The sequence below is a fragment of the Albimonas marina genome (assembly GCF_029223255.1).
In the GTDB taxonomy this organism is placed as follows: domain Bacteria; phylum Pseudomonadota; class Alphaproteobacteria; order Rhodobacterales; family Rhodobacteraceae; genus Albimonas.
Map to the genome: position 1 here is coordinate 235,324 of NZ_JARHUC010000009.1, position 21,165 is coordinate 256,488.

Annotated in this window: 19 protein-coding genes; 5 read left to right on the forward strand and 14 right to left on the reverse strand. The window is 74.1% G+C overall.

Annotated elements, in window-relative coordinates; genetic code table 11:
• Positions 1-17: 17 nt before the first annotated feature.
• Together P2H44_RS22285 and P2H44_RS22290 are read left to right on the forward strand one after the other, a co-directional pair.
• Entirely contained in the window at positions 18-620 is a 603-nt protein-coding gene (locus P2H44_RS22285) for a DUF1326 domain-containing protein (RefSeq protein ID WP_275767204.1), read from the forward strand.
• Entirely contained in the window at positions 620-1,417 is a 798-nt protein-coding gene (locus tag P2H44_RS22290; RefSeq protein ID WP_275767206.1) for a DUF2182 domain-containing protein, read from the forward strand. The genes P2H44_RS22285 and P2H44_RS22290 overlap by 1 nt, the downstream gene beginning before the upstream one ends.
• 123 nt (positions 1,418-1,540) lie before the next feature.
• On the opposite strand, the gene P2H44_RS22295 is transcribed toward P2H44_RS22290, so the two are convergent.
• The 3 genes from P2H44_RS22295 to P2H44_RS22305 all read right to left on the reverse strand — a co-directional run bounded on the left by P2H44_RS22295 (position 1,541) and on the right by P2H44_RS22305 (position 7,735).
• A complete protein-coding gene (locus tag P2H44_RS22295; RefSeq protein ID WP_275767207.1) occupies positions 1,541-2,482 on the reverse strand; it encodes a hypothetical protein in 942 nt (313 codons plus the stop codon).
• A gap of 65 nt (positions 2,483-2,547) precedes the next feature.
• Positions 2,548-5,664, reverse strand: a complete 3,117-nt coding sequence (locus P2H44_RS22300) for a FecR domain-containing protein (RefSeq protein ID WP_275767208.1) — start codon at positions 5,662-5,664, stop codon at positions 2,548-2,550.
• 220 nt (positions 5,665-5,884) lie between these two features.
• A complete protein-coding gene (locus P2H44_RS22305) occupies positions 5,885-7,735 on the reverse strand; it encodes a CHASE2 domain-containing protein (RefSeq protein WP_275767210.1) in 1,851 nt (616 codons plus the stop codon).
• A gap of 348 nt (positions 7,736-8,083) precedes the next feature.
• Here P2H44_RS22305 and P2H44_RS22310 point away from each other — a divergent pair, with 348 nt between their 5' ends.
• On the forward strand, positions 8,084-9,955 hold the full coding sequence (locus P2H44_RS22310) for a heavy metal translocating P-type ATPase (protein WP_275767211.1): 1,872 nt from the start codon (positions 8,084-8,086) through the stop codon (positions 9,953-9,955).
• Between the two features lie 76 nt (positions 9,956-10,031).
• On the opposite strand, the gene P2H44_RS22315 is transcribed toward P2H44_RS22310, so the two are convergent.
• The 3 genes from P2H44_RS22315 to P2H44_RS22325 form a co-directional block, all read right to left on the reverse strand.
• Entirely contained in the window at positions 10,032-10,805 is a 774-nt protein-coding gene (locus P2H44_RS22315) for an ATP-binding cassette domain-containing protein (RefSeq protein ID WP_275767212.1), read from the reverse strand.
• On the reverse strand, positions 10,802-11,872 hold the full coding sequence (locus P2H44_RS22320) for an ABC transporter permease (protein ID WP_275767214.1): 1,071 nt from the start codon (positions 11,870-11,872) through the stop codon (positions 10,802-10,804). The genes P2H44_RS22315 and P2H44_RS22320 overlap by 4 nt, the downstream gene beginning before the upstream one ends.
• A 138-nt stretch (positions 11,873-12,010) precedes the next feature.
• Entirely contained in the window at positions 12,011-13,030 is a 1,020-nt protein-coding gene (locus tag P2H44_RS22325) for a sugar ABC transporter substrate-binding protein (RefSeq protein ID WP_275767215.1), read from the reverse strand.
• Between the two features lie 191 nt (positions 13,031-13,221).
• Here P2H44_RS22325 and P2H44_RS22330 point away from each other — a divergent pair, with 191 nt between their 5' ends.
• Complete coding sequence (locus tag P2H44_RS22330) at positions 13,222-14,394, forward strand: ROK family transcriptional regulator (protein WP_275767216.1); 1,173 nt, start codon at positions 13,222-13,224, stop codon at positions 14,392-14,394.
• A gap of 46 nt (positions 14,395-14,440) precedes the next feature.
• On the opposite strand, the gene P2H44_RS22335 is transcribed toward P2H44_RS22330, so the two are convergent.
• The 8 genes from P2H44_RS22335 to P2H44_RS22370 form a co-directional block, all read right to left on the reverse strand.
• The gene (locus P2H44_RS22335; protein WP_275767218.1) at positions 14,441-15,361 is read right to left on the reverse strand and encodes a class I mannose-6-phosphate isomerase; all 921 of its coding nucleotides are present in this window, start codon (positions 15,359-15,361) and stop codon (positions 14,441-14,443) included.
• A gap of 104 nt (positions 15,362-15,465) precedes the next feature.
• Entirely contained in the window at positions 15,466-15,600 is a 135-nt protein-coding gene (locus P2H44_RS22340) for a hypothetical protein (RefSeq protein WP_275767220.1), read from the reverse strand.
• Positions 15,601-15,868: 268 nt separating this feature from the next.
• Entirely contained in the window at positions 15,869-16,744 is an 876-nt protein-coding gene (locus tag P2H44_RS22345; protein WP_275767222.1) for a transglutaminase family protein, read from the reverse strand.
• 49 nt (positions 16,745-16,793) lie between these two features.
• Positions 16,794-16,988 carry a hypothetical protein gene (locus P2H44_RS22350; protein WP_275767223.1) on the reverse strand — a complete coding sequence of 65 codons (195 nt, stop codon included), beginning with the start codon at positions 16,986-16,988 and terminating at the stop codon, positions 16,794-16,796.
• A complete protein-coding gene (locus P2H44_RS22355; protein WP_275767225.1) occupies positions 16,985-17,296 on the reverse strand; it encodes a hypothetical protein in 312 nt (103 codons plus the stop codon). The genes P2H44_RS22350 and P2H44_RS22355 overlap by 4 nt, the downstream gene beginning before the upstream one ends.
• 116 nt (positions 17,297-17,412) lie before the next feature.
• Positions 17,413-18,213: a hypothetical protein gene (locus P2H44_RS22360; RefSeq protein WP_275767226.1), complete on the reverse strand. Its 801-nt coding sequence runs from the start codon at positions 18,211-18,213 to the stop codon at positions 17,413-17,415.
• Between the two features lie 84 nt (positions 18,214-18,297).
• Entirely contained in the window at positions 18,298-18,648 is a 351-nt protein-coding gene (locus P2H44_RS22365) for a hypothetical protein (protein WP_275767228.1), read from the reverse strand.
• 29 nt (positions 18,649-18,677) lie between these two features.
• Complete coding sequence (locus P2H44_RS22370) at positions 18,678-18,941, reverse strand: hypothetical protein (protein ID WP_275767230.1); 264 nt, start codon at positions 18,939-18,941, stop codon at positions 18,678-18,680.
• 443 nt (positions 18,942-19,384) lie between these two features.
• Between P2H44_RS22370 and P2H44_RS22375 the strand changes: the two genes are divergently transcribed.
• Positions 19,385-21,001, forward strand: a complete 1,617-nt coding sequence (locus tag P2H44_RS22375; RefSeq protein WP_275767231.1) for a choline dehydrogenase — start codon at positions 19,385-19,387, stop codon at positions 20,999-21,001.
• Positions 21,002-21,165: the final 164 nt, after the last annotated feature.

The window sequence follows — 21,165 nt, forward strand, 5'->3', positions numbered from 1 at the left end:
CGCAACAGGAGGCCCGCATGGCCTGGTCGATCTCCGGCACCTACTTCGAGAGCTGCAACTGCGACACGGCCTGCCCGTGTCTGTTCCTCAGCCCGCCCACGCAGGACGACTGCACCGCCCTGGTGGGCTGGCACATCGCCGAGGGCGAGCATGAGGGGACCCCGCTGGCGGGGCTAAACATGGCGCTGGCGGTGCATTCCGACGGTCCGATGCCCACCACACAGTGGACCGTCGCCGTCTATGTCGACGCCCGCGCGGACGAGGCGCAGAACGCCGCCCTGATGAAGATCTTCGGCGGCCAGGCCGGCGGGCACCCGGCGCGGCTCGCCTCCCACATCGGGGCCATCGCGGGCGTGCGCAGCGTGCCCATCGCCTTCACCGTCGAGGGCGGCCGCCACCGGCTGGAGATCCCGGAGATCGCCGAGGTGGAGATCGAGCCCATCGTCGGCCAGGGCGACGGACCGGTCACCGTCGAGGGCCATCCGCTGTGCATCGCGCCGGGCTTTCCCGGGACCATCTCCAAGGGCAAGCGGCTGACCTACTCCGACCACGGGATGTCCTGGTCGCTGACCGACAAGACGGGGGTGTTCTCGCCCTTCGCCTACTCGGACGCGAGCTGATGGGGGGCGTGGGAACGGGGGCGGCGGCGGGGCGGAGCGCGCGGCCGCTCCGCCTTCTGCCGCTGCTGGCGGCGCCCGCGCTGGTCGCGGCGGGGGCCTGGGCGTGGCTGGCGCTGATGATCGGGGACATGTCGCGCATCCCCGGCTTCTCGCCGATGGCAATGATGGCGCCGCAGCCGGTCTCGGGCGCGATGCTGTGGGGCCTGTTCGTGATGTGGGCGGTGATGATGGCCGCGATGATGCTGCCCACCGCCGCCCCGATGCTGGTCGCCTTCGCCCGGATGCAGGGCGCGGGGAAGGCGGGAAGCTGGGCGCCGGTCGCGGGCTTCGCCGGCGGCTACCTCGCGGTCTGGTCGGGCTTCAGCCTGGGGGCCGCGCTGCTGCAGGCGGCATTGACCGACCTCGCGCTGATGTCGCCGATGATGATGACGGCGGCGGCGCCGGTCTCGGGCGCGATCCTGATCGCCGCGGGCCTCTACCAGTTCACCCCCTTCAAGCATGCGTGCCTGCGGCTCTGCCGTTCGCCGATGAGCTTCCTGATGACCCGCTGGCGGGAGGGCGTGGGCGGCGCCCTGCGCATGGGGCTGAGCCACGGCGCCTGGTGCCTGGGCTGCTGCTGGGCGCTGATGCTGGCGCTGTTCGCCGTGGGGGTGATGAACACCGCCTGGATCGTGGGGATCGCGGCCTACGTGCTGCTTGAGAAGCTGGTCCCCCGCAGCCTGCTGCTGTCGCGCCTGTCGGGGGCGGGCCTGCTGGGCGCCGGGCTGTGGCTGGTCGCGGGCGCCGCGATGGGCTGAGCGGCGGCGGCGAGGCCCGGCGCAGGGGGGGCGGGCGCGAGGCCCGGGCGTGGGGGCGCCCGGGCCGTCTTCGTCTCGCGCGCGCCCGGGCCGGGCGCGATCCCCGGCCCGGGCGCGGCCGCGTCAGTCGCAGTGCTCGGTGGCCGGGTCGAAGGCGCACTGGCAGATGTTGCGGTTCGGCGGGTTCTCCTGGAAGTAGACCTTCGCCTCCTGGATGAAGGGCTTGTCGCAGGTCCTCAGCTTGGTCTCGACATAGACCGAGCCGCCGATGTCGTAGGCCTTCCAGGCGCGGATCAGCCGGTCGGCGCCCACCTCGTTGTTCTTGATCGCGTAGTCGATGAACCACTCGGAGCTCGAGGTGCTCTGCGCCAGGATCACGGTCGAGGCCTGCTTCGCCGCGGGGGTCAGGTAGCGATGGCCCCGAAGCTCCCACACGCCCTTGCGCAGCTCGAGCCGCACCAGCGCGGTGCGCGGCCGCTCGTAGGGGCTGCGCAGGTTGTAGACGTCGCCGAACACCACCAGTTCGCGCAGGTCCGCGCCCTGCATCCGCTGGCGGAACAGGTCCTCGGCCCGCACGGCCAGCGCCCGCAGCTCCCGGCCGTTGCGCAGCTTCGGGCCGCCCGGGGGCATCGGATCGGCGCCCACGTCGCGGTCGTCGCGGCAGGGATCGACCCCCGCGGGCGGGAAGCGGTTCGAGGCGTCGAGCTCCCACCGCGATCCCGCCTCGGGGACGGGGGCGTCGTCGGCCGACGCCTCGGAATAGCGCAGGTAGACGCAGCGCTGCGCGGACCAGCCGTGGAAGTTGAGGTTCGTCGGCCGGAACGCCCGGCCCTTGCCCGGCAGCCCGTCGTTGATCAACAGGCACAGGTCGTGGGCCAGGTTCTCGACGTCCGCGGCGCCCGGCTCGGAGGGCGCGGCGCAGACGGCGGGGGCCTGCGCGGCCTCCTGGGCTGCGGCGAGCGTGTAGGTCGCATCCGAGACCGCCCCGGCCGGCGCTGCGATCAGGGCGGATAGGACCAGCGCCGACCCCGCGGCGGCGACGGCTTTCGGAAGCGGCAGGGGCATCGGTGTTCTCCTGGGTGACGCTCGCCGGGGCGGACCCGGCGAGACCCTGCGATGTGGGGAAACGCTCAGAAACGCACCGCCAGGCGGCCCATGACGGCGAGCCCGGCGGAGAACCGGCGCAGGCCGGGGTCTTCGACGCGATACACGGGTTCCTGGAACCGCACGTCCTGGTCCGTGAGGTTCAGGGCATCCAGCGACACGACCACCGGCCGGTCCGAGAAGCGCCAGCCGATCGAGGCGTCGAGCACGTGGCCCGCCACGCTCTCCTGGCTGGCGATGCCGGCCGCGGTGCGTCCCGCCTGCTGCTGGTAGAAGGTCAGGCGGGCCATCGCGAACAGGCCCGAGGGATCGTGCCAGGCGACGGTGGCGGGGAAGGTCCAGCTTTCGAGGGACTCGGTCAGCAGGCCGCGGCGCTCCTGGTCGATCCGCTCGGCCGCGAGGTTGACGGACAGCGACTCCCCGATCACGCCCGAGATCCAGGCGCGGAACCGCTCCTCCTCCCAGGGCTGGGGGACGAAGGCGCCGGAGAGCTGGATGGGCGTCTCGATGCTGCGGGTCACCCACTCGGCGCCCAGGCTCAGCTCGTCCAGCGGCGTCCACTCGGCGCCCAGGCCGAAGGCGTCGTACTCGGCGCCGTTGTAGTCCTGGAAGCTCTGGTTGAAGCCCGCGAACTGCGTGGGCTCGAGCTGCTGGTCGAAGATCAGGCGCTTCTTGATGCCCTGGAACCAGGCGGCGCGCAGGGACAGCGTCTCGACCGGGCGCAGGACCAGGCCGAACCGGGGGGAGATCTCCTCCTGGTTCAGGCGGCCGGGGCCGGCCGGGTCCTCGACGTAGCTGTCGAAGGAGAGGCCCCCCTCGACGTCCAGCCAGTCGGCGGCGGCCCAGGACAGGTAGGCGTAGAGGGTCGCCTGGCTGGACTCGAGGTCGGTCGTCCCGAAGAAGGGCGTCGCGGTCTCGGCGTCCGAGGCGCCGACCTCGCCGCCGAAGGTCAGCGTCAGGTCGTCCGTCGGCCGCCAGTCGCCGCGCAGCTGCACCTGGCCGCCGTCCTCCTGGTTGCGGGTCGCGCCCAGCGGGCTGAGGACGCGCGCGTCGACCGAGCGCCACACCGCCAGCGCCAGCAGGTCGAGGTCCGGGCCCATCCGCGCATGGGCGCCCAGGCGCGCGCGGTGGTCCTCCTGCGCGAAGCGGGTGCTGGGGCGCACGGGGGTCAGCAGCCGGTCGTTGATCACGCCGCGCTCGGATTCGAGGAAGCGATACTCGCCGAACAGGTCCAGCCAGGGCGCGGCGGAGGCGCGGAGCTGGCCCACCAGGATCTCGTCGCGCACGTCGTTGTTGGGGCCGAAGCCGTCGTTCTGGAAATGGAACTGCCCCAGCGCCGCCGACCAGCGCCCGCCGTCGTAAGCGGCCGAGGCGGTGTCGCCGTAGGTGTCCTGCGTGCCGGCCTCGCCCGCGAATTCGCCCGCGAAGCCGGGCTGGCGGAAGAAGGCGGAGTATTCGCGGAAGCTCGGCCGCAGCTCGCCCAGCCCGTCGAGCAGGCCCAGGTTCACCTCGCCGTCCTGGGGGCGGATCGGGGCGTTGGTCGGGCCCGAGAGCAGATCCGCGACCAGCGTCTGGGAGCTGCGCGCCACCTCGTAACCGCTGCGCGGCGTCAGCGCCCGGGCGAGGAAGCGATGCGCCCCCGCCGAGGTCGGGTCCGCGGCCACCGCCTGGCCGGCGGAGGCGACCGCGGCGTCGTCCTGGCCCAGCGAGCGGTAGGTCTGCGCCAGCGCCGCGCCGCGCTGGGCGGCGTCTTCGTCGAGGCCCCGGCGGTCGCGCACCGGGGCGCGGGCCGCCCCCCGACGCTCGGCCGCGCGCAGGGCGCGCAGGGCGCCCACGGGATCGTTGTCGGCATAGCGCTGGAGCGCGGCGAACAGGTAGGGCAGGGGGGAGTCCGGATCTTCGGCCCGCGCCAGCTCGTACTGGGCGGCGGCCTTGTCGTCCCGGCCTTCCTCGTAATAGGCGCGGCCCAGCCAGACCCGGAGCGAGGCCTGCCGGGGCGCCAGCGCCGCGGCCGCCTCGAGGTCGGCGCGCCCGCCCGCGACGTCGCCCTCGCGGATGCGCAGCAGGCCCCGGCCGAGCCAGCCCAGCGGCTCGTCCCCGTCGCCCTCCAGCGCGCAGTCGAGGCGCACGCGGGCGGCGTCGAGGTCCTGCTGGGACAGCAGCGCGAAGCCCGCCACCGCGTTCACGAAGGGGATCGGGTCGCAGGGCGTCTGCGCTTCGAGGATGTCGAGCGCGCCCGACGCGTCGCCGCGCAGCAGGCGCAGCTCGGCCGCGCGGGCGCGGGTCAGCCGGTCGGCGGGGGCGAGCGCCACGGCCGCTTCGGCGTCCGCCTCGGCCGCGCGCAGGTCGCCGCGCGCCTGCCGGGCGTAGGAGGAGGCGATCAGCCAGGGCGCGCCGGGCGCGGGCGGGGGCGAGGCGAGCCGCGCCGCGGCCGCCTCGGCGTCGTTGCGCCCGACCGCCACCAGCAGGCACAGCTCCGCCGTCGGGGAGGGCGCGCCGGGCCTGCAGTCGAGCGCCGCCTCGGCCGCGTCGAGGTCGCCGTCGGCCAGCGCCGCCAGCGCCGCGGGCGGCGCCTCGCGCAGCGGGTCGAGGGCGGGGGCGGGGTAGTGGATCGCCCAGTCCACCGCGCCCTCGGGGTTCAGCACGTAGGCGCGGAACGGGGCGGGCAGGGCGTCGGCGTCCGCCGCGCCGACCGGCCTGACGGGGCCGCCCGGCGGGGCGAAGGCGGTCTGCCCGCCCGCCACCGGGGTCGAGGCGCCGCCGCCCGTGGCGGTCACCCGCCCCTCGCGCACCGAGACCGCGGCGCCCAGCGCGGGCAGCACGTGGACCACCGCCTCGGTCCCGTCGATGCCCGCGGTGACCAGCGGCGTGTCGATCGAGAAGAACACCCGCGTGGAGGAGAGGAAATGCAGCAGGCCCCGGGTCAGCCCGACGCCCGGCGTGGGGTCGGAGGCGGGGCGCAGCCGGAGTTCGGAGTTGCGGTTCAGCCGGATGACGGTCTGGGTCGCGGGCATCCGCAGCGCCAGCCGCCCGTCGCCCGAGGTGCGCAGCGTGTCGCCGGGGCACAGCCAGCCGCCCGGCGCCAGCGCGATGGCCGCGCCGTTGGTGGCCGTCGCCTCGACCGCGCCGGAGACGGAGATCACCTGCGCCGCATCGCAACCCGCTTGCGGACGCGCACCCGTTCCAGGCGGCGGCGCGCCCGTCTGGGCCCGCGCCGGCTGCACGCCAGCGGTCAGCGTCGCGCAAATGGCGACGACGCATGCGACGAGACCGGCGGCCAGGCGCGGCCGTTCGCCCCGAGTGTTCAGCATAACCCCTCCGGCGCCCAGCCGGACAGGACCCCCGCGGACAGCGGTCCCGTCGTCAGGCGCTTTCAATCCCTCTGCGCGTCGACGGGCAAATGAACACCGTGACCGGCTCGTCATGGCCCGCGAAGATCTGGCTCCCGATCTCATGGACCGGCCAGCTCGACCCCGAAAGCTGCGACGCAACGCTCCCTGAACACAGTATGGTCGTGATGTCGCCCGAGTCTAACCTTTTTCCATGTTGTTCAAGGCGTGTGGCCACGATCACGGGGTCCCCCAGCACGTCCGCCGCGATCTGCCGGGCCGAGCCCACGGCGACCAGCGCCACCGTCCCGCAGTCGATCCCGACGCGCATCCGCACCGGCAGCGGGGGCAGGGAGGGGGGGCGCGGCGCCTCGTCCACCCGCTCGCCCAGGGCCTGGGCGGCGGCCATCGCGCGCCGCGCATGGTCGGGGCCCGAGACCGAGGCTGCGAAGACCGCGATCAGCCCGTCGCCGGTGTACTTGGCGACGAAGCCGCGCTCGGCCTCGATGGCGGTGGTCATCGCGTCGAGGCAGGCGCGCATCAGGCGGGCGTAGGCCTCGCCCCCCGCCTGCACCGCGAGGCCGCTGGAGTTCACCACGTCGATCACCACCACGGTCGCAGTCTCGCGCCGCAGCGGATCGCCGGAGTCGCCGACCGCGCCGCGCAGCGCGGCCTGCAGCGGGCGGGGCACCAGCCGGGTCAGCATCGCCGCCGCCTCCCGGTAGCCGAGCGCCAGCCGCAGGGCCGCGGCGGCGGGCGCGGCCAGGATCGCGGGCCCCGCCACCGGCAGCCAGATCGACCACAGCGAAAAGGCCGCCGTCGCCCCCGCGATCCAGGCCAGCGCGCCCCCCAGCGCCGCGAAGGCGCCCGGCAGCCCCGGCCAGGGCCCGCCCAGCGCGAAGAAGCCCAGCCCCAGCGCCAGGGTGATCGCCATCTCCGCCGCCGGCGCCGGCCGGCGCAGCTCGGATCCGTCGAGCCCGTTGAGATAGGCGGTCGCCACCAGCTCCACCCCGCTCAGGTCGCCCTGGCGCAGGGTGCTCCACGGCGTCTCGAACCGGTCGCGCACCGGCCCGTCGCCGGGCTGCGAGGCGCCGATGAACACCGCCCGGTTCGCCGCGGGCGCCGTCGCCGCCGGATCGCTCAGCAGCCGGCTGAGGCGAAGGGTGGGGATGGTCCCGCCGGGGCCGTAGAGGTTGAAGTTGCGGTAGATCACCTCCCCCGGCGCCGGCGGGGAGACCGACGCTGCGGCCGCCGTCGGCGCGGCCGCCAGCTCCAGCGCCCGCGCGGCCAGGTTGCGCGCCTCGGGGTGATCGCCCAGCGCGTCGGCGTAGCGATAGGTGTCGCCCGTGCGCCATTCCGCCAGGAAGAAGCCGGTCCGCGCATGGGCGGCGAAGCGCCGGGCGGGCAGCCGGCGCACGAGCTGGCCCGGCGCCGCCGCGCTCAGCTTCTCGAGCAGGATCGCCACGCCCAGCCGGTCGAGCCCGCGCACCAGGACCTCGTCCTCCGCCGCGTCGCCCTCGGCCGCGAGGTGGATGTCGACCGCCACCGCCGCGGGGCGACGCTCCGACAGCGCCTCGAGCACGCAGCCGTGGATGCTGCGGGGCAGGTCCTCGACGTTGCGCACATGGGCCAGCGCCTGCCGCGCGGCCTCGGGCAGGCAGGCGCGCAGGTCGGGGCGCAGGGGCTCCAGCGCCGGGGCGTGGAACGCCAGCCAGTCGACGCTGTCCTGGTCGACGGCGACGATCAGCGCGGCCTCGCCCGGGTCGCGCTCCCCCCGCAGGGCGTAGAGCAGCGGCAGCCCGAGGTCCGGCTCCAGCGAAGGCGCCACGACCGCCGCGGCGGCGGCGGCGACCAGCGCGGCCAGCCATCTGGGACGCAGGCGCATACGCGGCCCCCCTCGCCGCCTGAAGATCGTCTCGCGCTCCGGCACGGCGCACGCTTCGCCCCGGGTCCGGCGCCGCTGCGGCGCGACGGATCGGGCGTCGGGGGGAATCGTGCCGCCCCTGCGACCCGGTGGCAAGGGGAGGGCGCGTCTCGGCGGGCCTCGCCGGCGCCGGCGGATACGGGCGAGGGGCGGGATTCCAGCGGCGCGCGGGCCCGCCGGAGCCGCGCCTCGGGGGCCTGCGCCCCGCTCTCGACCTCGCGCCCGGGCTGCACGATGATGGCGGCCGGGGACGGGCGGCGACGGGCGCCGCCGGGCCTTCGGGCCGACCGGCGGGGGGATCGCGGCCGCATGGAGCAGATCCGCATGGATCGCGTGAAGACGGCGGTCCTCGTCGCCGCGGCGCTCGGCCTCGCGGCCGGGCTGGCGCTGCATGTCGCCGGGCAGGGGGAGGCGGCGCGCCTCGCCTGGATCGCGGGGACCGCGCCCGCGCTCGCCGCGCTCGTGGTCGAGATCCTGCGCAGCGTCGCGCGGGGGGAGGCGGGGCTCGACATCGTCGCGGCCCTCTCGATGAGCGCGGCGCTGATCTTCGGCGAGACCCTGGCGGCCTCCGTCGTGGCGGTGATGTACGCCGGCGGCGCCTTCCTCGAAAGCTTCGCCGAGGGGAAGGCGCGGCGCGAGATGCACGCGCTGCTCGCCCGCGCGCCGCGCACCGCCGCCCGCCACCGCGACGGCGGGCTCGAGGACGTGCCCCTCGACGCGGTCGCGCCGGGCGACCGGCTGCTGATCCGGCAGGGCGACGTGGCGCCGGTGGACGGCACGCTCGCCTCGGACGCGGCCTTCGTCGACACCTCCGCGCTGACCGGCGAATCCCTGCCCGTGCGCCTCGCCCGCGGGGCCGAGGTGCTGAGCGGCTCGACCAACGCCGGCGACGCCTTCGACCTGGTCGCCGCCCGCCCCGCGGCGCAGAGCACCTACGCCGGCATCGTGCGGCTGGTGGAGGCGGCGCAGCGCTCCAAGGCGCCGATGTCTAGGCTCGCCGACCGCTGGTCGCTGGGCTTCCTCGCCGTGACGCTGGCCATCGCCGGCGCGGCCTGGGGGCTGAGCGGCGATCCGATCCGGGCGGTCGCGGTGCTGGTGGTGGCGACGCCCTGTCCGCTGATCCTCGCCGTGCCGGTGGCGCTGGTGGCGGGCCTGTCGCGGGCCGCGCATTTCGGGGTGCTGATCAAGGGCGCCCGCCCGCTGGAGGCGATGACGCGCATCCGCACGCTGGTGCTCGACAAGACCGGCACGCTCACCGACGGGCGCCCGCGGATCGTGGCGATCGAGACGGCCGAGGGGCTGGGGGAGGACGAGATCCTGCGCCTCGCCGCCGCGCTCGACCAGGCCTCCAAGCATCCCGTCGCGCAGGCGACCGTCGCCGCCGCCCGCGCGCGGGGCCTGGCGCTGCCCGTGCCTGACGGGGTGGCCGAGGTCCCGGGCGAGGGCGTGCTGGGCCGGGTCGAGGGCCGCGAGGTGATCGTGGGGGGCGAGGGCTTCGTAGCCTCTCGTGTCGGCGCCCCGCCCGGCGCCCACCCCGCGCTCGCCGCCGGCTCGGTCGTGGTGGCGGTGGCGGTCGAAGGGCGCTTCGCGGGGCGGCTGGTGATGGCCGATCCCCTGCGCGAAGGGGCGGGGGAGATGCTCGCCGGCCTGCGCGCGCAGGGGGTGGGGCGCATCCTGCTCGCCACCGGCGACCGGGTCGAGGTGGCCGAGCGGGTGACCGAAGGGCTGGGCCTCGACGGGCTGCGCGCCGGGCTGACGCCGGACCAGAAGGTCCTGCTGGTGCTGACAGAGCGCAAGAACGGCCCGGTGATGATGGTCGGCGACGGTGTGAACGACGCGCCGGCGCTGGCCGCGGCCGACGTGGGCGTGGCGATGGGCGCGCGGGGGGCCGCGGCCTCGGCCGAGGCGGCGGACGTGGTGCTGCTGGTCGACCGGATCGACCGGCTGGGCGCGGGGATCGAGATCGCCCGCGGCGCCCGGGGCATCGCGCTGCAGAGCGTGGCGGTCGGGATCGGCCTTTCGGTGCTGGGCATGATCGCGGCGGCGGCGGGCCACCTGACCCCGGTCGAGGGCGCGCTGTTGCAGGAGGCGATCGACGTGGCGGTGATCCTCAACGCCCTGCGCGCCCTGCGCATCGCCCCCGCCGACGTCCCCGGCCGGGGCGACGGCGCCGCCCCCTGAAACGGACCCGCCCGGCGGGCGCAGGGCGCCGCCGGGCGGGGAAGGGGGCGTCGGGGCCGCCCGTGAGGCCGAGGGCTCAGGCGGCCAGCGCCTCGGGCTCCTTGGCGCCGGTCATGTAGGCGACCGCGTCGGACATGGTGCAGTCCTTGGGGTCGATCACGCACAGCCGCCGGCCGAGGCGGTGGACATGGATCCGGTCGGCCACCTCGAAGACATGGGGCATGTTGTGGGAGATCAGGATGATCGGGATCCCGCGGGAGCGGACCTCCTGGATCAGCTCCAGCACGCGCCGGCTCTCCTTCACCCCCAGCGCCGCCGTCGGCTCGTCGAGGATCACCACCTTCGAGCCGAACGCCGCCGCCCGCGCCACCGCCACCCCCTGGCGCTGGCCGCCCGAAAGCGTCTCCACCGCCTGGTTGATGTTCTGGATGGTCATCAGGCCGAGTTCGGCCAGCTTCTCGCGGGCGAAGGTCTCCATCCGCCGGCGGTCGAGCTTGCCGAAGACCGAGCCCAGGATCCCGGGCATCTTCAGCTCGCGCCCCATGAACATGTTGTCGGCGATCGACAGGGCGGGCGACATGGCCAGCGTCTGGTAGACCGTCTCGATCCCCGCCTGGCGGGCGTCGTTGGGGGTCTCGAAGGCGATGGGCTCGCCGTCGAGGCGGATCTCGCCGCCGTCGGGGCGGATCGCCCCCGACAGCGCCTTGATCAGGGTGGACTTGCCCGCGCCGTTGTCGCCGATCACCGCCAGGATCTCGCCGGGCATCAGGTCGAAGTCGCAGTTGTTCAGCGCGGTCACCTTGCCGTAGCGCTTCACGAGGCCGCGCGCCTCCAGGATGGGCCGGGTCATGCCGTCACCTTTCTGATCCACTGGTCCACGGACACGGCGGCGATGATCAGCACGCCGATCAGGAGATAGGTCCACTGCGGGTCGGCGCCCGACATCCTGAGGCCGAGCTCGAACACCCCCACGATCAGGGCGCCGAAGAAGGCCCCGAGGATCGAGCCGCGCCCGCCGAACAGCGAGATGCCCCCGATCACCACCGCGGTGATGGACTGGATGTTGCCGATCACGCCCGTCGTGGCCGAGGGAGAGACCGAGCCGAAGCGGCCGATCATCACCCAGCCGGCCAGCGCGCAGATGAAGCCGACCAGCATGTAGACCGACATCAGCGTCCGGTGGACGTTCACGCCGGCGAGCTTCGCGGCCTCCGGGTCGTCGCCGACCGCGTAGACGTGCCGCCCCCAGGCGGTGGAGCGCAGCGCGTAGGCCAGGACCAGCACCAGCAGCAGCATCAGCACCACGCCCAGCGTCAGCGTCGCCCCCCCGACCTGGAGCTTCAGGCCGAGGAACTGGAGGAACGGCGCCTCGGTCTCGATCTCCTGGGCGCGGATCGTCTCGTTGGAGGAGTAGAGGTAGTTCGCCGCCAGCACGATCTGCCACATGCCCAGCGTCACGATGAAGGGGGGCAGCTTCATGCGGCTGACCAGCCAGCCGTTGGCGGCCCCGATCAGAGTGCCCACGGCCATGCCGCACGCCACCGCCGCCGGCGCCGGCAGCCCGTAGCGGAAGGTGAACTGGCCCATGACGACCGAGCACAGCACCGCCACCGCGCCCACCGACAGGTCGATGCCCGCGGTGAGGATGATCAGCGACTGGGCGGCGGCCAGCACGCCCACGATCTGCACCTGCTGCAGGATCAGCGTCATCGCGAAGGGCGAGAAGAACTTCTCCCCCAGCACGATCCCGAAGATCGCCAGCGCCGAGACCAGCACGATCAGCGGCACCAGCGAGGGGGTGGAGTGCAGGGCGTTGTGGAACCGTCCGAACAGTCCCGGGTGCTGGTCCTCGAACTCGGCGAAGCTTTCCTCTCGCCGCGTCTTGACCACGTCTTCAAATCGATCCGCGTCGGTCATCGTCGCCTCCTCGGAACGGCTCGCGCGACGCGCCGGCGGCGCGGGGCGAGGGGGCGCCTTCAGGCGCGCCGCCGTTCGCTGGGTCAGGGGTGGGGCGTCAGGATCCGGGCGGCCGCGCGCCGCCCGGACCGGTCGGGATCAGCCCCAGCAGCGCTCGAGCCCCTCCTTGGAGGTGATCGAGTCCAGGCCCTCCACCGGCTCGTCGGTGATCAGGGTCACGCCGGTGTCGAAGAAGTCCTTGCCCTCGGTCGCCTGGGGCTTCACGCCGTCCTCGGCCCAGGCCTTGATCGCCTCGATGCCCTTGGAGGCCATCAGCAGCGGATACTGCTGGGAGGTCGCGCCGATCACGCCGTCGGCCACGTTCTGCACGCCGGGGCAGCCGCCGTCGACCGAGACCACCAGCACGTCGTTCTCGCGCCCGATCGAGCGCAGCGCCTCGTAGGCGCCGGCGGCGGCGGGCTCGTTGATCGTGTAGACGACGTTGATGAAGGGATCCTGGGCCAGCAGGTTCTCCATCGCCTTGCGGCCGCCCTCCTCGTTGCCCTGGGTCACGTCGTGGCCGACCACGCGGGGGTCGTCCTCGTCGCCCCACTTGCCGGGGTCCTTCACGTCGATGCCGAAGCCGGTCATGAAGCCCTGGTCGCGCAGCACGCCGACCGTCGGCTGGGAGACGTCGAGGTCGAGCATCGCGATCTTGGCGTCCGCCGCGTCGGCGCCCAGCTTGCCGGCCGCCCACTTGCCGATCAGCTCGCCGGCGCGGAAGTTGTCGGTCGCGAAGGTCATGTCGGCCGCGTCGATCGGGTCCAGCGGCGTGTCGAGCGCGATCACCAGGATGCCCGCGTCCCGCGCCTGCTGGAGCGAGGGCACGATGGCCGAGGTGCTGGACGCGGTGATCAGGATGCCCTCGGCGCCGTTGGCGATGCAGGTCTCGACCGCGCTGACCTGGGCCTCGTTGTCGCCGTCGACCTTGCCGGCGTAGCTGTTGAGCGAGATCCCCAGCTCCTTCGCCTTGGCCTCGGCGCCTTCGCGCATCTTCACGAAGAACGGGTTGGTGTCGGTCTTGGTGATCAGGCAGGCGGAGATGTCCGCGGCCTGGGCGGCCCCGCCGGAGGCGAGGGCGATCGTGGCGAGCGCGGTGGCTGCGAGAAGCGGCTTCATGGGGATCCTCCCGAGTGTCTGGTCGCCGGATCGCAGGCGTCCGGCTGTTCCTCCCGGCCGCGACTCGGCGACCGGCGCACCCCTTGGATGCGGGATTCGCGCCCTTGCGTCAATTAATAAATCCATTTGATATACAAATCGGGAGCAGGCATGCTTTCCCCGGGGATCGAGGCACAGGCGGGCGACGCGAGATGAAGGACACCGAAATCCGGGGCCTGCGGCCGGGCGTGAACCTGACCGGCGTGCGCGCCCATAACGAGCGGCTGATCCTGTCCCTGATCCAGCGGCACGGAGAGATGCCGGGCGCCGAGCTCGCGAAGCTCGCGGAGCTGTCGCCGCAGACCGTCTCCAACATCCTGCGCCGGCTGGAGGCGGACGGCTTCCTGCTGCGCGGGACGCCGCAGCGGGGGCGGGTGGGCAAGCCCTCGGTCCCCATGGCGCTGGACCCGGACGGGGCGCTCTCCTTCGGGCTGAAGCTGGGGCGGCGCACCTCGGACCTGGCGGTGATGAACCTGCATGGGACCGTGCTGGAGGAGCGGCGGATCGCCTATCGCTATCCCATGCCCGAGCAGATCTTCGGCTTCCTGCGCGAGGGGATGACCACGCTGTCGGCGGGCCTGTCCGAACGCCAGCGGTCGGCGCTGTGCGGGGTGGGCATCGCCGCGCCGGCGGAGATCTGGCGCTGGGTCGACGCGCTGGGCGCCTCGGACGAGATGTCGGTCTGGCAGGACGTCGACTTCGCCGAGGAGCTCGCCGCCTTCTCCGGCCTGCCGCTGTTCACCGAGAACGACGCCACCGCCGCCTGCCGGGCGGAGCATGTCTTCGGCCGGGGGAGGGAGTTCGGCGACTACGCCTATTTCTTCATCGGCTCGTTCATCGGCGGCGGGGTGGTGATGAACTCCTCGGTGGTGGTGGGGGGGCGGCGCAACGCCGGCGCCTTCGGCTCGTTGCCCGCGATCGGGGCGGACGGGCGGCGCACGCAGCTGCTCGACACCGCCTCGATCCACCTGCTCGAGGCCGAGATCGCGCGCGCGGGCGGCGACACGGGCGCCCTGTGGACCGAGCCGCAGGACTGGTCCGCCTTCGCCCCGCAGCTCGCCCCCTGGATCGAGCGGACGGCGGTGCAGCTCGCCGAGGCCGCCTGCACGGTCTGCGCGGTGATCGACTTCGAGGCGGTGCTGATCGACGGCGCCTTCCCCGTCGCGGTGCGCGAGGCGATCGTGACCCGAGCGCGGGAGGCGATGGAGGGCATGGACATGCGCGGCCTGATCGCCCCGCGGATCGAGGCCGCCCGCGTCGGCGGAACCGCCCGCGCCATCGGCGCCGCGGCCCTGCCGATCTTCTCGCAGTTCTTCCTGGAGTGATCCGAGGCGGGCGCGGCGCGCGCCGCTCGCTCGCCCGGGCCGCCGCCTAGCGGCCGGAGGGGCCGGCCTGGGCCCGGTGGTCCGACGGCGCGCCGGCCGCGCCCCGGGCCGAGCCGGACAGCGCGAACAGCAGTGCGGGATCGGGGGTGGGGCCGGGGTAGGCGCACAGGATCGTGGCGCCCAGCGGGCCCGCCTCGATCACCGCGCGGTCGGCGTTGAGGTGGAACGCGTCGCCCACCTCGCCGGGGTTGAGCCCGATCTCGGCGGTTCCGTCGGTCACCAGCAGCCAGGTCTCGCGCGCCGCGGCGATGCGCCAGCGCGCGCCGGGGGCGAAGCTCAGCCGCTCGAAGATGAAGGGGGCGCTCTCGACCAGCACGCTGCGCGCCGCGCTCAGGCGCAGGGCGGGGGAGGCGTCGGGCGCGGTCTCGCGGTCGGCGGCCCCGACCGCGGCGTCGCGGTGCAGGGGGCGGGCGCCTGCGAAGTCGAACATGCGGTAGGAGTCGTCGCAAAGCTGCTGGATCTCGGCCACCACCAGCCCCGCGCCCAGCGCGTGGATCGTGCCCGCCGGCAGGTTCAACACGTCGCCCTCCGAGACCGGACGCCAGTCCGCGAGCTGCGCGATCGAGCCGTCGTCGATGGCCGCGCTCAGCTGCGCCGAGGTCTGCGGCCGGTTCAGCCCCAGCGCGACATGTGCGCCGGGGGCCGCGCGCAGCACGCACCAGGCCTCGCTCTTGCCCCGCCGGCGTCCGGCGAGATGCGCGGCCGCGTCGTCGGGATGCACCTGGAGGGAGAGGGGCGCGTCGGCGAACAGCAGCTTGAGCTGCAGCGCCGGCGCCGGCGCCTCGCGGTCGTCGAGGTCATAGCGGATCTCGCCGATGCGCCGGCCCGCGCCCTCGCGGCTCCAGGGATGCAGATCGTCCGTGCCCCAGGGCTTCGCCACCAGCCGCGCCTGCGCCCGTTCCACCATCGTCGCGGTCTCCTCGGCTGTGGGGGCGGCGGCCCGGCGTCCGGGCCGCCCTGTGCTGTCCGCAAGGACCGCGAGGTCCCTGCGGACCGGCGAGGCCCGGGGCCTCACTTCTGCTTCTTGGCGCCCGTCGTGGCGAGCTCGCCCTTCGCGAACGGCGACACGGCCGTCGCGGCGACGGTCGGCTTCTTCGTCTTGGGCTTCTTGGCTTCGCGGTTGCTGCGTTTCTGACCTTTGGCCATCGGGATCTCCCTGCGTGCCGGACGATGGGGGTGCGCCGCCCGCGACGGCCGGCGGCGTCGGGCAGCGGGCGCCGGCCGTCCCGTCTCGCGGGATGGTCGTCGTCAGGCGGAGGCGTCGATGCCGGAGGCTGCGCGGCGCGCGGATCGTCGGGCGCGCCGGCGGGTCGATCGAAATCGAGGTCAAGTATTCAGGTGGTCGTGGGGCTGGAGAATGCAAGACGTCCCAGATATTTATTCGGGGGCGGCCCCGGCCCGCGGCGCCCGCCCGTCAGGCCGGGACGGCGGTCACCTGAACCTCGACCTCCAGCGTCCCTGCAGCGCCCTCGGGCCCCGCGAAGCGGCCCGAGACGGGCGTCGCCTGGGCGATGTCGCGGGCCACGGCGACGGGGATCAGGTCCGCGCCGCCGACGCTGCGGTTGGTGGGATCGAAGGCCACCCAGCCCGCGCCGGGCAGGTAGATCTCGGCCCAGGCGTGGGTCGAGCCCGCCCCGGCCGAGCCGGTCAGCCCCGTTCCCTCGCGGTCGTGCAGGTAGCCCGAGACCAGGCGCGCACCGAAGCCCAGCGCGCGGGCCGCCTCGGCGAAGAGCACCGCGAAGTCGCGGCACGAGCCCTCGCCGCGGTCGAGCGTGTCCAGGGGCGGCCGCGCCCCCTCCTCCTCCCGGCTGCGGTAGACCAGCGCCCCGGCGACGCCGGCGCAGAGGTCCTTGAGCAGCGACAGCGTGTCGGTGCGCGCGCCCAGCACGAAGCCCCAGGCCCAGCGGCCGAGACGGCCGTCGGGATCGGGGTGCTGGGGGAACGGCAGCGCGCCCAGGTCGGTGCGGTCGTCGTCCGAGATCGCGAAGGGGAAGACGATGGCCTCGGCCGCGATGTCGAAGATCGGCCAGGCGACGGCGTGAAGCTCCACCTCGCTGCGCGAGACGATCTCAAGCCGGTCGGTCGTCCGCTCGAAGGCGGCGGTGGCCACCGCGTTGCCGGCCACGTCCCGCGCCCAGACGATGCGCCCGGGCGGGTCCGTGGTCACCTCGTGCGACAGCAGCCGCAGGTTGCGGCTCTCGCGCGGGCGCAGCAGCAGGCGGTGGGGGCTCAGCGCCACCGGACCACGGTAGCGGTAGAGGGTGCGGTGGAGGATCGACAGCCGGATCATGCCGCGGCCTCCCGAAAAGGGCGCAGGAAGGGCGAATGGAGCGGCGCCCTCATCCGCGTCCGGGGCGGCCGAAGACATGGGGCGAGCCGCTGCGCCAGGCCTGCTTGCTCTTGCAGGTGCGGCAGATCCGTTCGCCGGACCACTCGCTCTCGAAGGGCGTGCGGCAGCGCAGGCAGTCCCGCGTGCGCGCGGTGTCGCCGGCGCGGCGAAGAGGCTCGAAGATCGTATCGGTTCGGCTGGTCATGTCGCGTCCTCTTCCCGTTCCAGCAGCCGCGCGATGTCGCCCAGTGCGCGCTCGACGAGCTTGCGGCGACGGGGGTCCTGCGCGTCGCCGGTCCTGGCGAACAGGCGGATCAGGTACTGGGCCTTCACCGCCGCCTCGGGCCAGGTCTCGGCCGGCTCGGCCATCAACTGGGCCTCCAACTCCTCCTGGCGTCGGCGCAGGGTCTCCTGGGCCGCTTCGAAATCTCTCAGCGCGTGGCGGCGATGCGCGGCCGCCATCTGGCCGGTCGCCGTGCGGCGGGCGTCCAGGTCCACGGGGTCGTCGGTCATCGCCGCGCCTCCCGGTTCGCCGTCACCTGGGCTGCGGTCGTGGTCGTCGGTCGCCTCATGGCTCGCCTCCGTTCTTCGCAGGGCCGCGGCAGGGGGCCGGACGGGCGGACGGGTCTTCACTGCCCGCGGGAGGTCGCCTCGCAGCCCGAGCCGCGGCGGCGGTAGGGCGGGTCGCACTCCCAATCGTTGCCGGAGCGGTCGATATGCGCGTTCTCCGGCAACTCCAGCTTCAGGCAGGCGTGTCCGTTCGAGCGGTAGCCGCGCAGGCATTTCCAGGCGTCGCCATAGCCGACGTCGACGAAATAGCCGTTCTCGGGCACCTTCACCGCGACGCAGGCGTCGCCCTTCGCGATGTAGCCCCGCTCGCACACCCAGCCCGGGCCGGAGCGGAGGCCCGAGAGGTAGCCGTTCGTCGGCACCACGATGGGCTCGCAGCGGTCGCCGCGCACGCGGTTGCCGCGGTCGCAGGCCCAGCCCGGGGCGCGCCCGTCGTCGGTCAGGTAGCCGTTCTCGGGCACCGCGATCTCGACGCAGGCGGCGCCGTCGGCAAGGTAGCCCCGCTCGCAGGCCCAGTCCTCGCCGGAGTCGTCCAGGTAGCCGTTCTCCGGCACCGCCACTGGCTCGCAGCGGGCGTGGTCGACCTCGCGGAAGCCGCGCATGCACTGCCAGCCGCGGCTGTAGGGGCGCAGGGTGGCGAAGGCGTTCTGGGGAATCTCGACCGCCTCGCAGCGCCCGGCGGCCTCGCGGAAGCCGGAATCGCAGCTCCAGCCGCCGCCGTAGTCGTCGGCGCTGGCGTTCGCCGGCGCCTCGGAGGCCGCCGCGGCCGGAGCGGCCGGGACCAGTCCCAGCGCCGCGACCAGTCCCAGCGACGCGAACAGCGCCGCCCAGCGCGGGCGTCGCCGCGATCGATCGTCCATGGAGGTCACCTCGTCGCCGTCGTCAGGAAGCGGTCGTCGCAGAGCGGGCGGGGCGGGCGCCCTGCGCCCGCCCCGCCCCGAGGCTCAGGAGCCTTCCATGATCCGCTCGGCGCAGGCCGCCGCGAGGTCGCGGTCGGGGCCGTCGGCGCCCGGAGGCGTCGCATAGCCCGCGTCCATCACGATCTGGCGGCGCTGGTAGGACTGCGCGGCCTTCAGTTCGGTCAGGGTCTGGCCGCCCATCGGGTCGGCGCGGTACTTGGCGAAGCACACGGGCGACAGCGCCAGCACCACCTGCTCCTCGGCCCGGTCGCCGGCCATCGTCTCGGCCGAGCCTGCGGTCATCCAACCGCCCCAGCCGAAGCCCACGATGGCCAGGGCCGCGGCGCCTGCGACGGCGCCGAAAGCGGCGGGCTGGATCCATTTGGTGTCGATCATTGGTGATGTTTCCCTTGTTGAACCTGGAGTCAGGACGCCGAGCGATCGCGCGCCAGCGCGTCGTCGAGATCCTGCGGGTCGACCGGCAGAAGCTCCATCCGTCCGCCGAGATCCGAGACCGCGGGCAGGCGAAGCAGCGTCGCCTCGCGTCGATAGGCGTGGAACGAAAGCCCCTCGATCAGCGTCTCGTCGGTCTCGACCCGGTAGCTTCCCGCAGGAAGCTCCCGGTCATGGCCGCTGATGCGGAAGGGCCGTGCGAAGGTCACGACAGTCTCTGTGGTGCGGGTGGTCATTGCGCGTCTCCGCCGGGCCGGGGGTTTCGGGCCTGCGCGGCGGTGCGGCGCCGGTCGATCGGAGCCCCTCGCGGAGGAAGAGCGCCCCTCGAAGCGGTTGGAGCGATTTCAGTTTAAAATGGGCATCGATTTCAAAATTTCAATGAAGTCCAGAGTTATTATTTGATAAATATTTTTGAGTCTACCCGTATTTCATTGGATATCACGGCGTCATGCAAGGCGATCCTGCCTCACGGGCGCTCTCGCCGGCCGCCTGGCCTCGCCGGCGATCCCGGGGCGCAGCAAAGCGGCGCAGCCCGCCTGCCGCGTGTCGCGAGGGCGCAGCGCGCGCGCTAGGATCGAGCAATGAGCCGCCTCCGCGACGCCCTCCCTCCGCCCGCCTCGGCCTCCGCCGCCGGACCGCTGCGCCGCCTTCTCCCTGCGGCCGGCGCCGGGCGGCCGGGATGAGCACGCCGGACTACATCGTCGTCGGCGCCGGCTCGGCCGGCTGCATCGTCGCGGCGCGGCTGGCGGAGGATCCGGGCGTCTCGGTCCTGCTGCTGGAATCCGGGCCGCGCGACCGCTCGGTCCTGCTGGCGATGCCGGCGGCCGTCTCCTACCCCCTGCGGCAGGCGAAATGGACCTGGCGCTACGAGACGGGGCCGGAGCCGGGGCTGGGCGGGCGCACCGTCTCCCATCCCCGCGGGCGGGTGCTGGGCGGATCCTCCTCGATCAACGGCATGGTCTTCGTGCGCGGCGCGGCCCATGACTTCGACGGCTGGGCGGCGGAGGGGCTGGCCGGCTGGTCCCACGCCGACTGCCTGCCCTACTTCCGGCGGATGGAGCGCTTCGAGGACGGCGCGAGCGCCGAGCGCGGCGGCGACGGTCCGCTGAGCGTGATCCGCCTGAAGGGCGACCATCCCCTGTTCGAGGCGATGATCGAGGCCGCCGAGCAGGCGGGCCTGCCCGCCAACCCCGACTACAACGCCCATTGGCGCGAGGGCGTGCATCGCCACCAGGCGACGATCCGCGACGGCCGCCGGCACAGCGCCTCGCGCGCCTGGCTGCGCCCGGCCCTGCGTCGCGGCGGGATCGAGGTGCGCGCCGGGGCGACCGTGCGCCGGATCCTTTTCGACGACGCCCGCCGGGCGGTGGGCGTGGAATGCGAGCGCCGAGGCGTGCGCGAGGTCGTCCATGCGGGGCGCGAGGTGATCCTGTGCGCGGGCGCCTACGAATCCCCTCACCTTCTGCTGCTGTCGGGCGTGGGACCGGCCGACCAGCTCCGCGCCCATGACGTGCCTCTCGTCGCCGACGTGCCCGCGGTGGGGCGGGGGCTGGAGGATCACCTGGGCGTCGGGATCGGTCGGCTCGCCTCGCGCCCCGGGGTCTCGCCCGCGATCCATGCGGGGCCCCTGGGCAAGGGGCTGATCGGCCTGCGCTGGCTGCTGACCGGCGGCGGGATGGGCGCGCGCAATTTCTGGGAGACGGGGGCCTTCCTGCGCAGCGATCCGTCGCTGGCGCATCCCGACATCCAGCACGAGTTCCTGCCCGTGGCGGGCGGCCTCTCGGGCGGGGCGCTGCGGGTGGCGGACGGGTTCCGCTACTCGGTCTCGCTGATGCGGCCGCGCAGCCGGGGGAGCGTCTCGCTGGCCTCGGCCGACCCGCGCGCGGCGCCGCGGATCGTCAGCGGCTATCTCCGCGCGCCCGGCGACCTCGAGGCGCTGATGCGGGGCGTGCGCCGCACGATGGAGATCGTGCGCCAGCCCGCCTGGGACGCGCTGCGCGGCCCCGCCGACGGGCCGGACCCCGACGCGATGGACGACGCGGAGCTGGCGGCCTGGATCCGCGCGACGGGGAGCACCTATTTCCACCCCGCCTCGACCTGCCGCATGGGCGTGGACGAGACGAGCGTGGTCGACGCCGAGGGCCGGGTGCACGGGGTCGAGGGGCTGCGGGTGATCGACGCCTCGGTGATGCCGCACGTGGTCAGCGGCAACACCAACGCCGCCACGATGATGATCGCCGAGAAGCTCTCCGACGCCGTGCGCGGCCGCCGCCTGGCCCCCGCCGCGCCGGGCTGAGCCGCGCCCGCCCGCTCTACCCGGCGTCGTCAGGGCGAGGGCCTGGCCCCGCCGCGTCGACTTGAGCCGCCGTCCGCCGGGTCGGCCCGGCGCCGCCCGGGCGACGTCTCCGCTCGCTCCGCCTCCTCTCTCCGGCGCGGCCTGCGGCGATGCGTCGGGCCGCG

What these genes read in the sequence shown, in the direction of transcription:
- P2H44_RS22375 (WP_275767231.1), top strand. Translation starts at nt 19,385, where the DNA reads ATGAGCACGCCGGACTACATCGTCGTCGGCGCCGGCTCGGCCGGCTGC.
- P2H44_RS22305 (WP_275767210.1), bottom strand. Translation starts at nt 7,735, where the DNA reads ATGCGCCTGCGTCCCAGATGGCTGGCCGCGCTGGTCGCCGCCGCCGCC.
- P2H44_RS22310 (WP_275767211.1), top strand. Translation starts at nt 8,084, where the DNA reads ATGGAGCAGATCCGCATGGATCGCGTGAAGACGGCGGTCCTCGTCGCC.
- P2H44_RS22285 (WP_275767204.1), top strand. Translation starts at nt 18, where the DNA reads ATGGCCTGGTCGATCTCCGGCACCTACTTCGAGAGCTGCAACTGCGAC.
- P2H44_RS22360 (WP_275767226.1), bottom strand. Translation starts at nt 18,213, where the DNA reads ATGGACGATCGATCGCGGCGACGCCCGCGCTGGGCGGCGCTGTTCGCG.
- P2H44_RS22345 (WP_275767222.1), bottom strand. Translation starts at nt 16,744, where the DNA reads ATGATCCGGCTGTCGATCCTCCACCGCACCCTCTACCGCTACCGTGGT.
- P2H44_RS22355 (WP_275767225.1), bottom strand. Translation starts at nt 17,296, where the DNA reads ATGACCGACGACCCCGTGGACCTGGACGCCCGCCGCACGGCGACCGGC.
- P2H44_RS22350 (WP_275767223.1), bottom strand. Translation starts at nt 16,988, where the DNA reads ATGACCAGCCGAACCGATACGATCTTCGAGCCTCTTCGCCGCGCCGGC.
- P2H44_RS22315 (WP_275767212.1), bottom strand. Translation starts at nt 10,805, where the DNA reads ATGACCCGGCCCATCCTGGAGGCGCGCGGCCTCGTGAAGCGCTACGGC.
- P2H44_RS22340 (WP_275767220.1), bottom strand. Translation starts at nt 15,600, where the DNA reads ATGGCCAAAGGTCAGAAACGCAGCAACCGCGAAGCCAAGAAGCCCAAG.
- P2H44_RS22365 (WP_275767228.1), bottom strand. Translation starts at nt 18,648, where the DNA reads ATGATCGACACCAAATGGATCCAGCCCGCCGCTTTCGGCGCCGTCGCA.
- P2H44_RS22325 (WP_275767215.1), bottom strand. Translation starts at nt 13,030, where the DNA reads ATGAAGCCGCTTCTCGCAGCCACCGCGCTCGCCACGATCGCCCTCGCC.
- P2H44_RS22330 (WP_275767216.1), top strand. Translation starts at nt 13,222, where the DNA reads ATGAAGGACACCGAAATCCGGGGCCTGCGGCCGGGCGTGAACCTGACC.
- P2H44_RS22320 (WP_275767214.1), bottom strand. Translation starts at nt 11,872, where the DNA reads ATGACCGACGCGGATCGATTTGAAGACGTGGTCAAGACGCGGCGAGAG.
- P2H44_RS22290 (WP_275767206.1), top strand. Translation starts at nt 620, where the DNA reads ATGGGGGGCGTGGGAACGGGGGCGGCGGCGGGGCGGAGCGCGCGGCCG.
- P2H44_RS22295 (WP_275767207.1), bottom strand. Translation starts at nt 2,482, where the DNA reads ATGCCCCTGCCGCTTCCGAAAGCCGTCGCCGCCGCGGGGTCGGCGCTG.
- P2H44_RS22370 (WP_275767230.1), bottom strand. Translation starts at nt 18,941, where the DNA reads ATGACCACCCGCACCACAGAGACTGTCGTGACCTTCGCACGGCCCTTC.
- P2H44_RS22335 (WP_275767218.1), bottom strand. Translation starts at nt 15,361, where the DNA reads ATGGTGGAACGGGCGCAGGCGCGGCTGGTGGCGAAGCCCTGGGGCACG.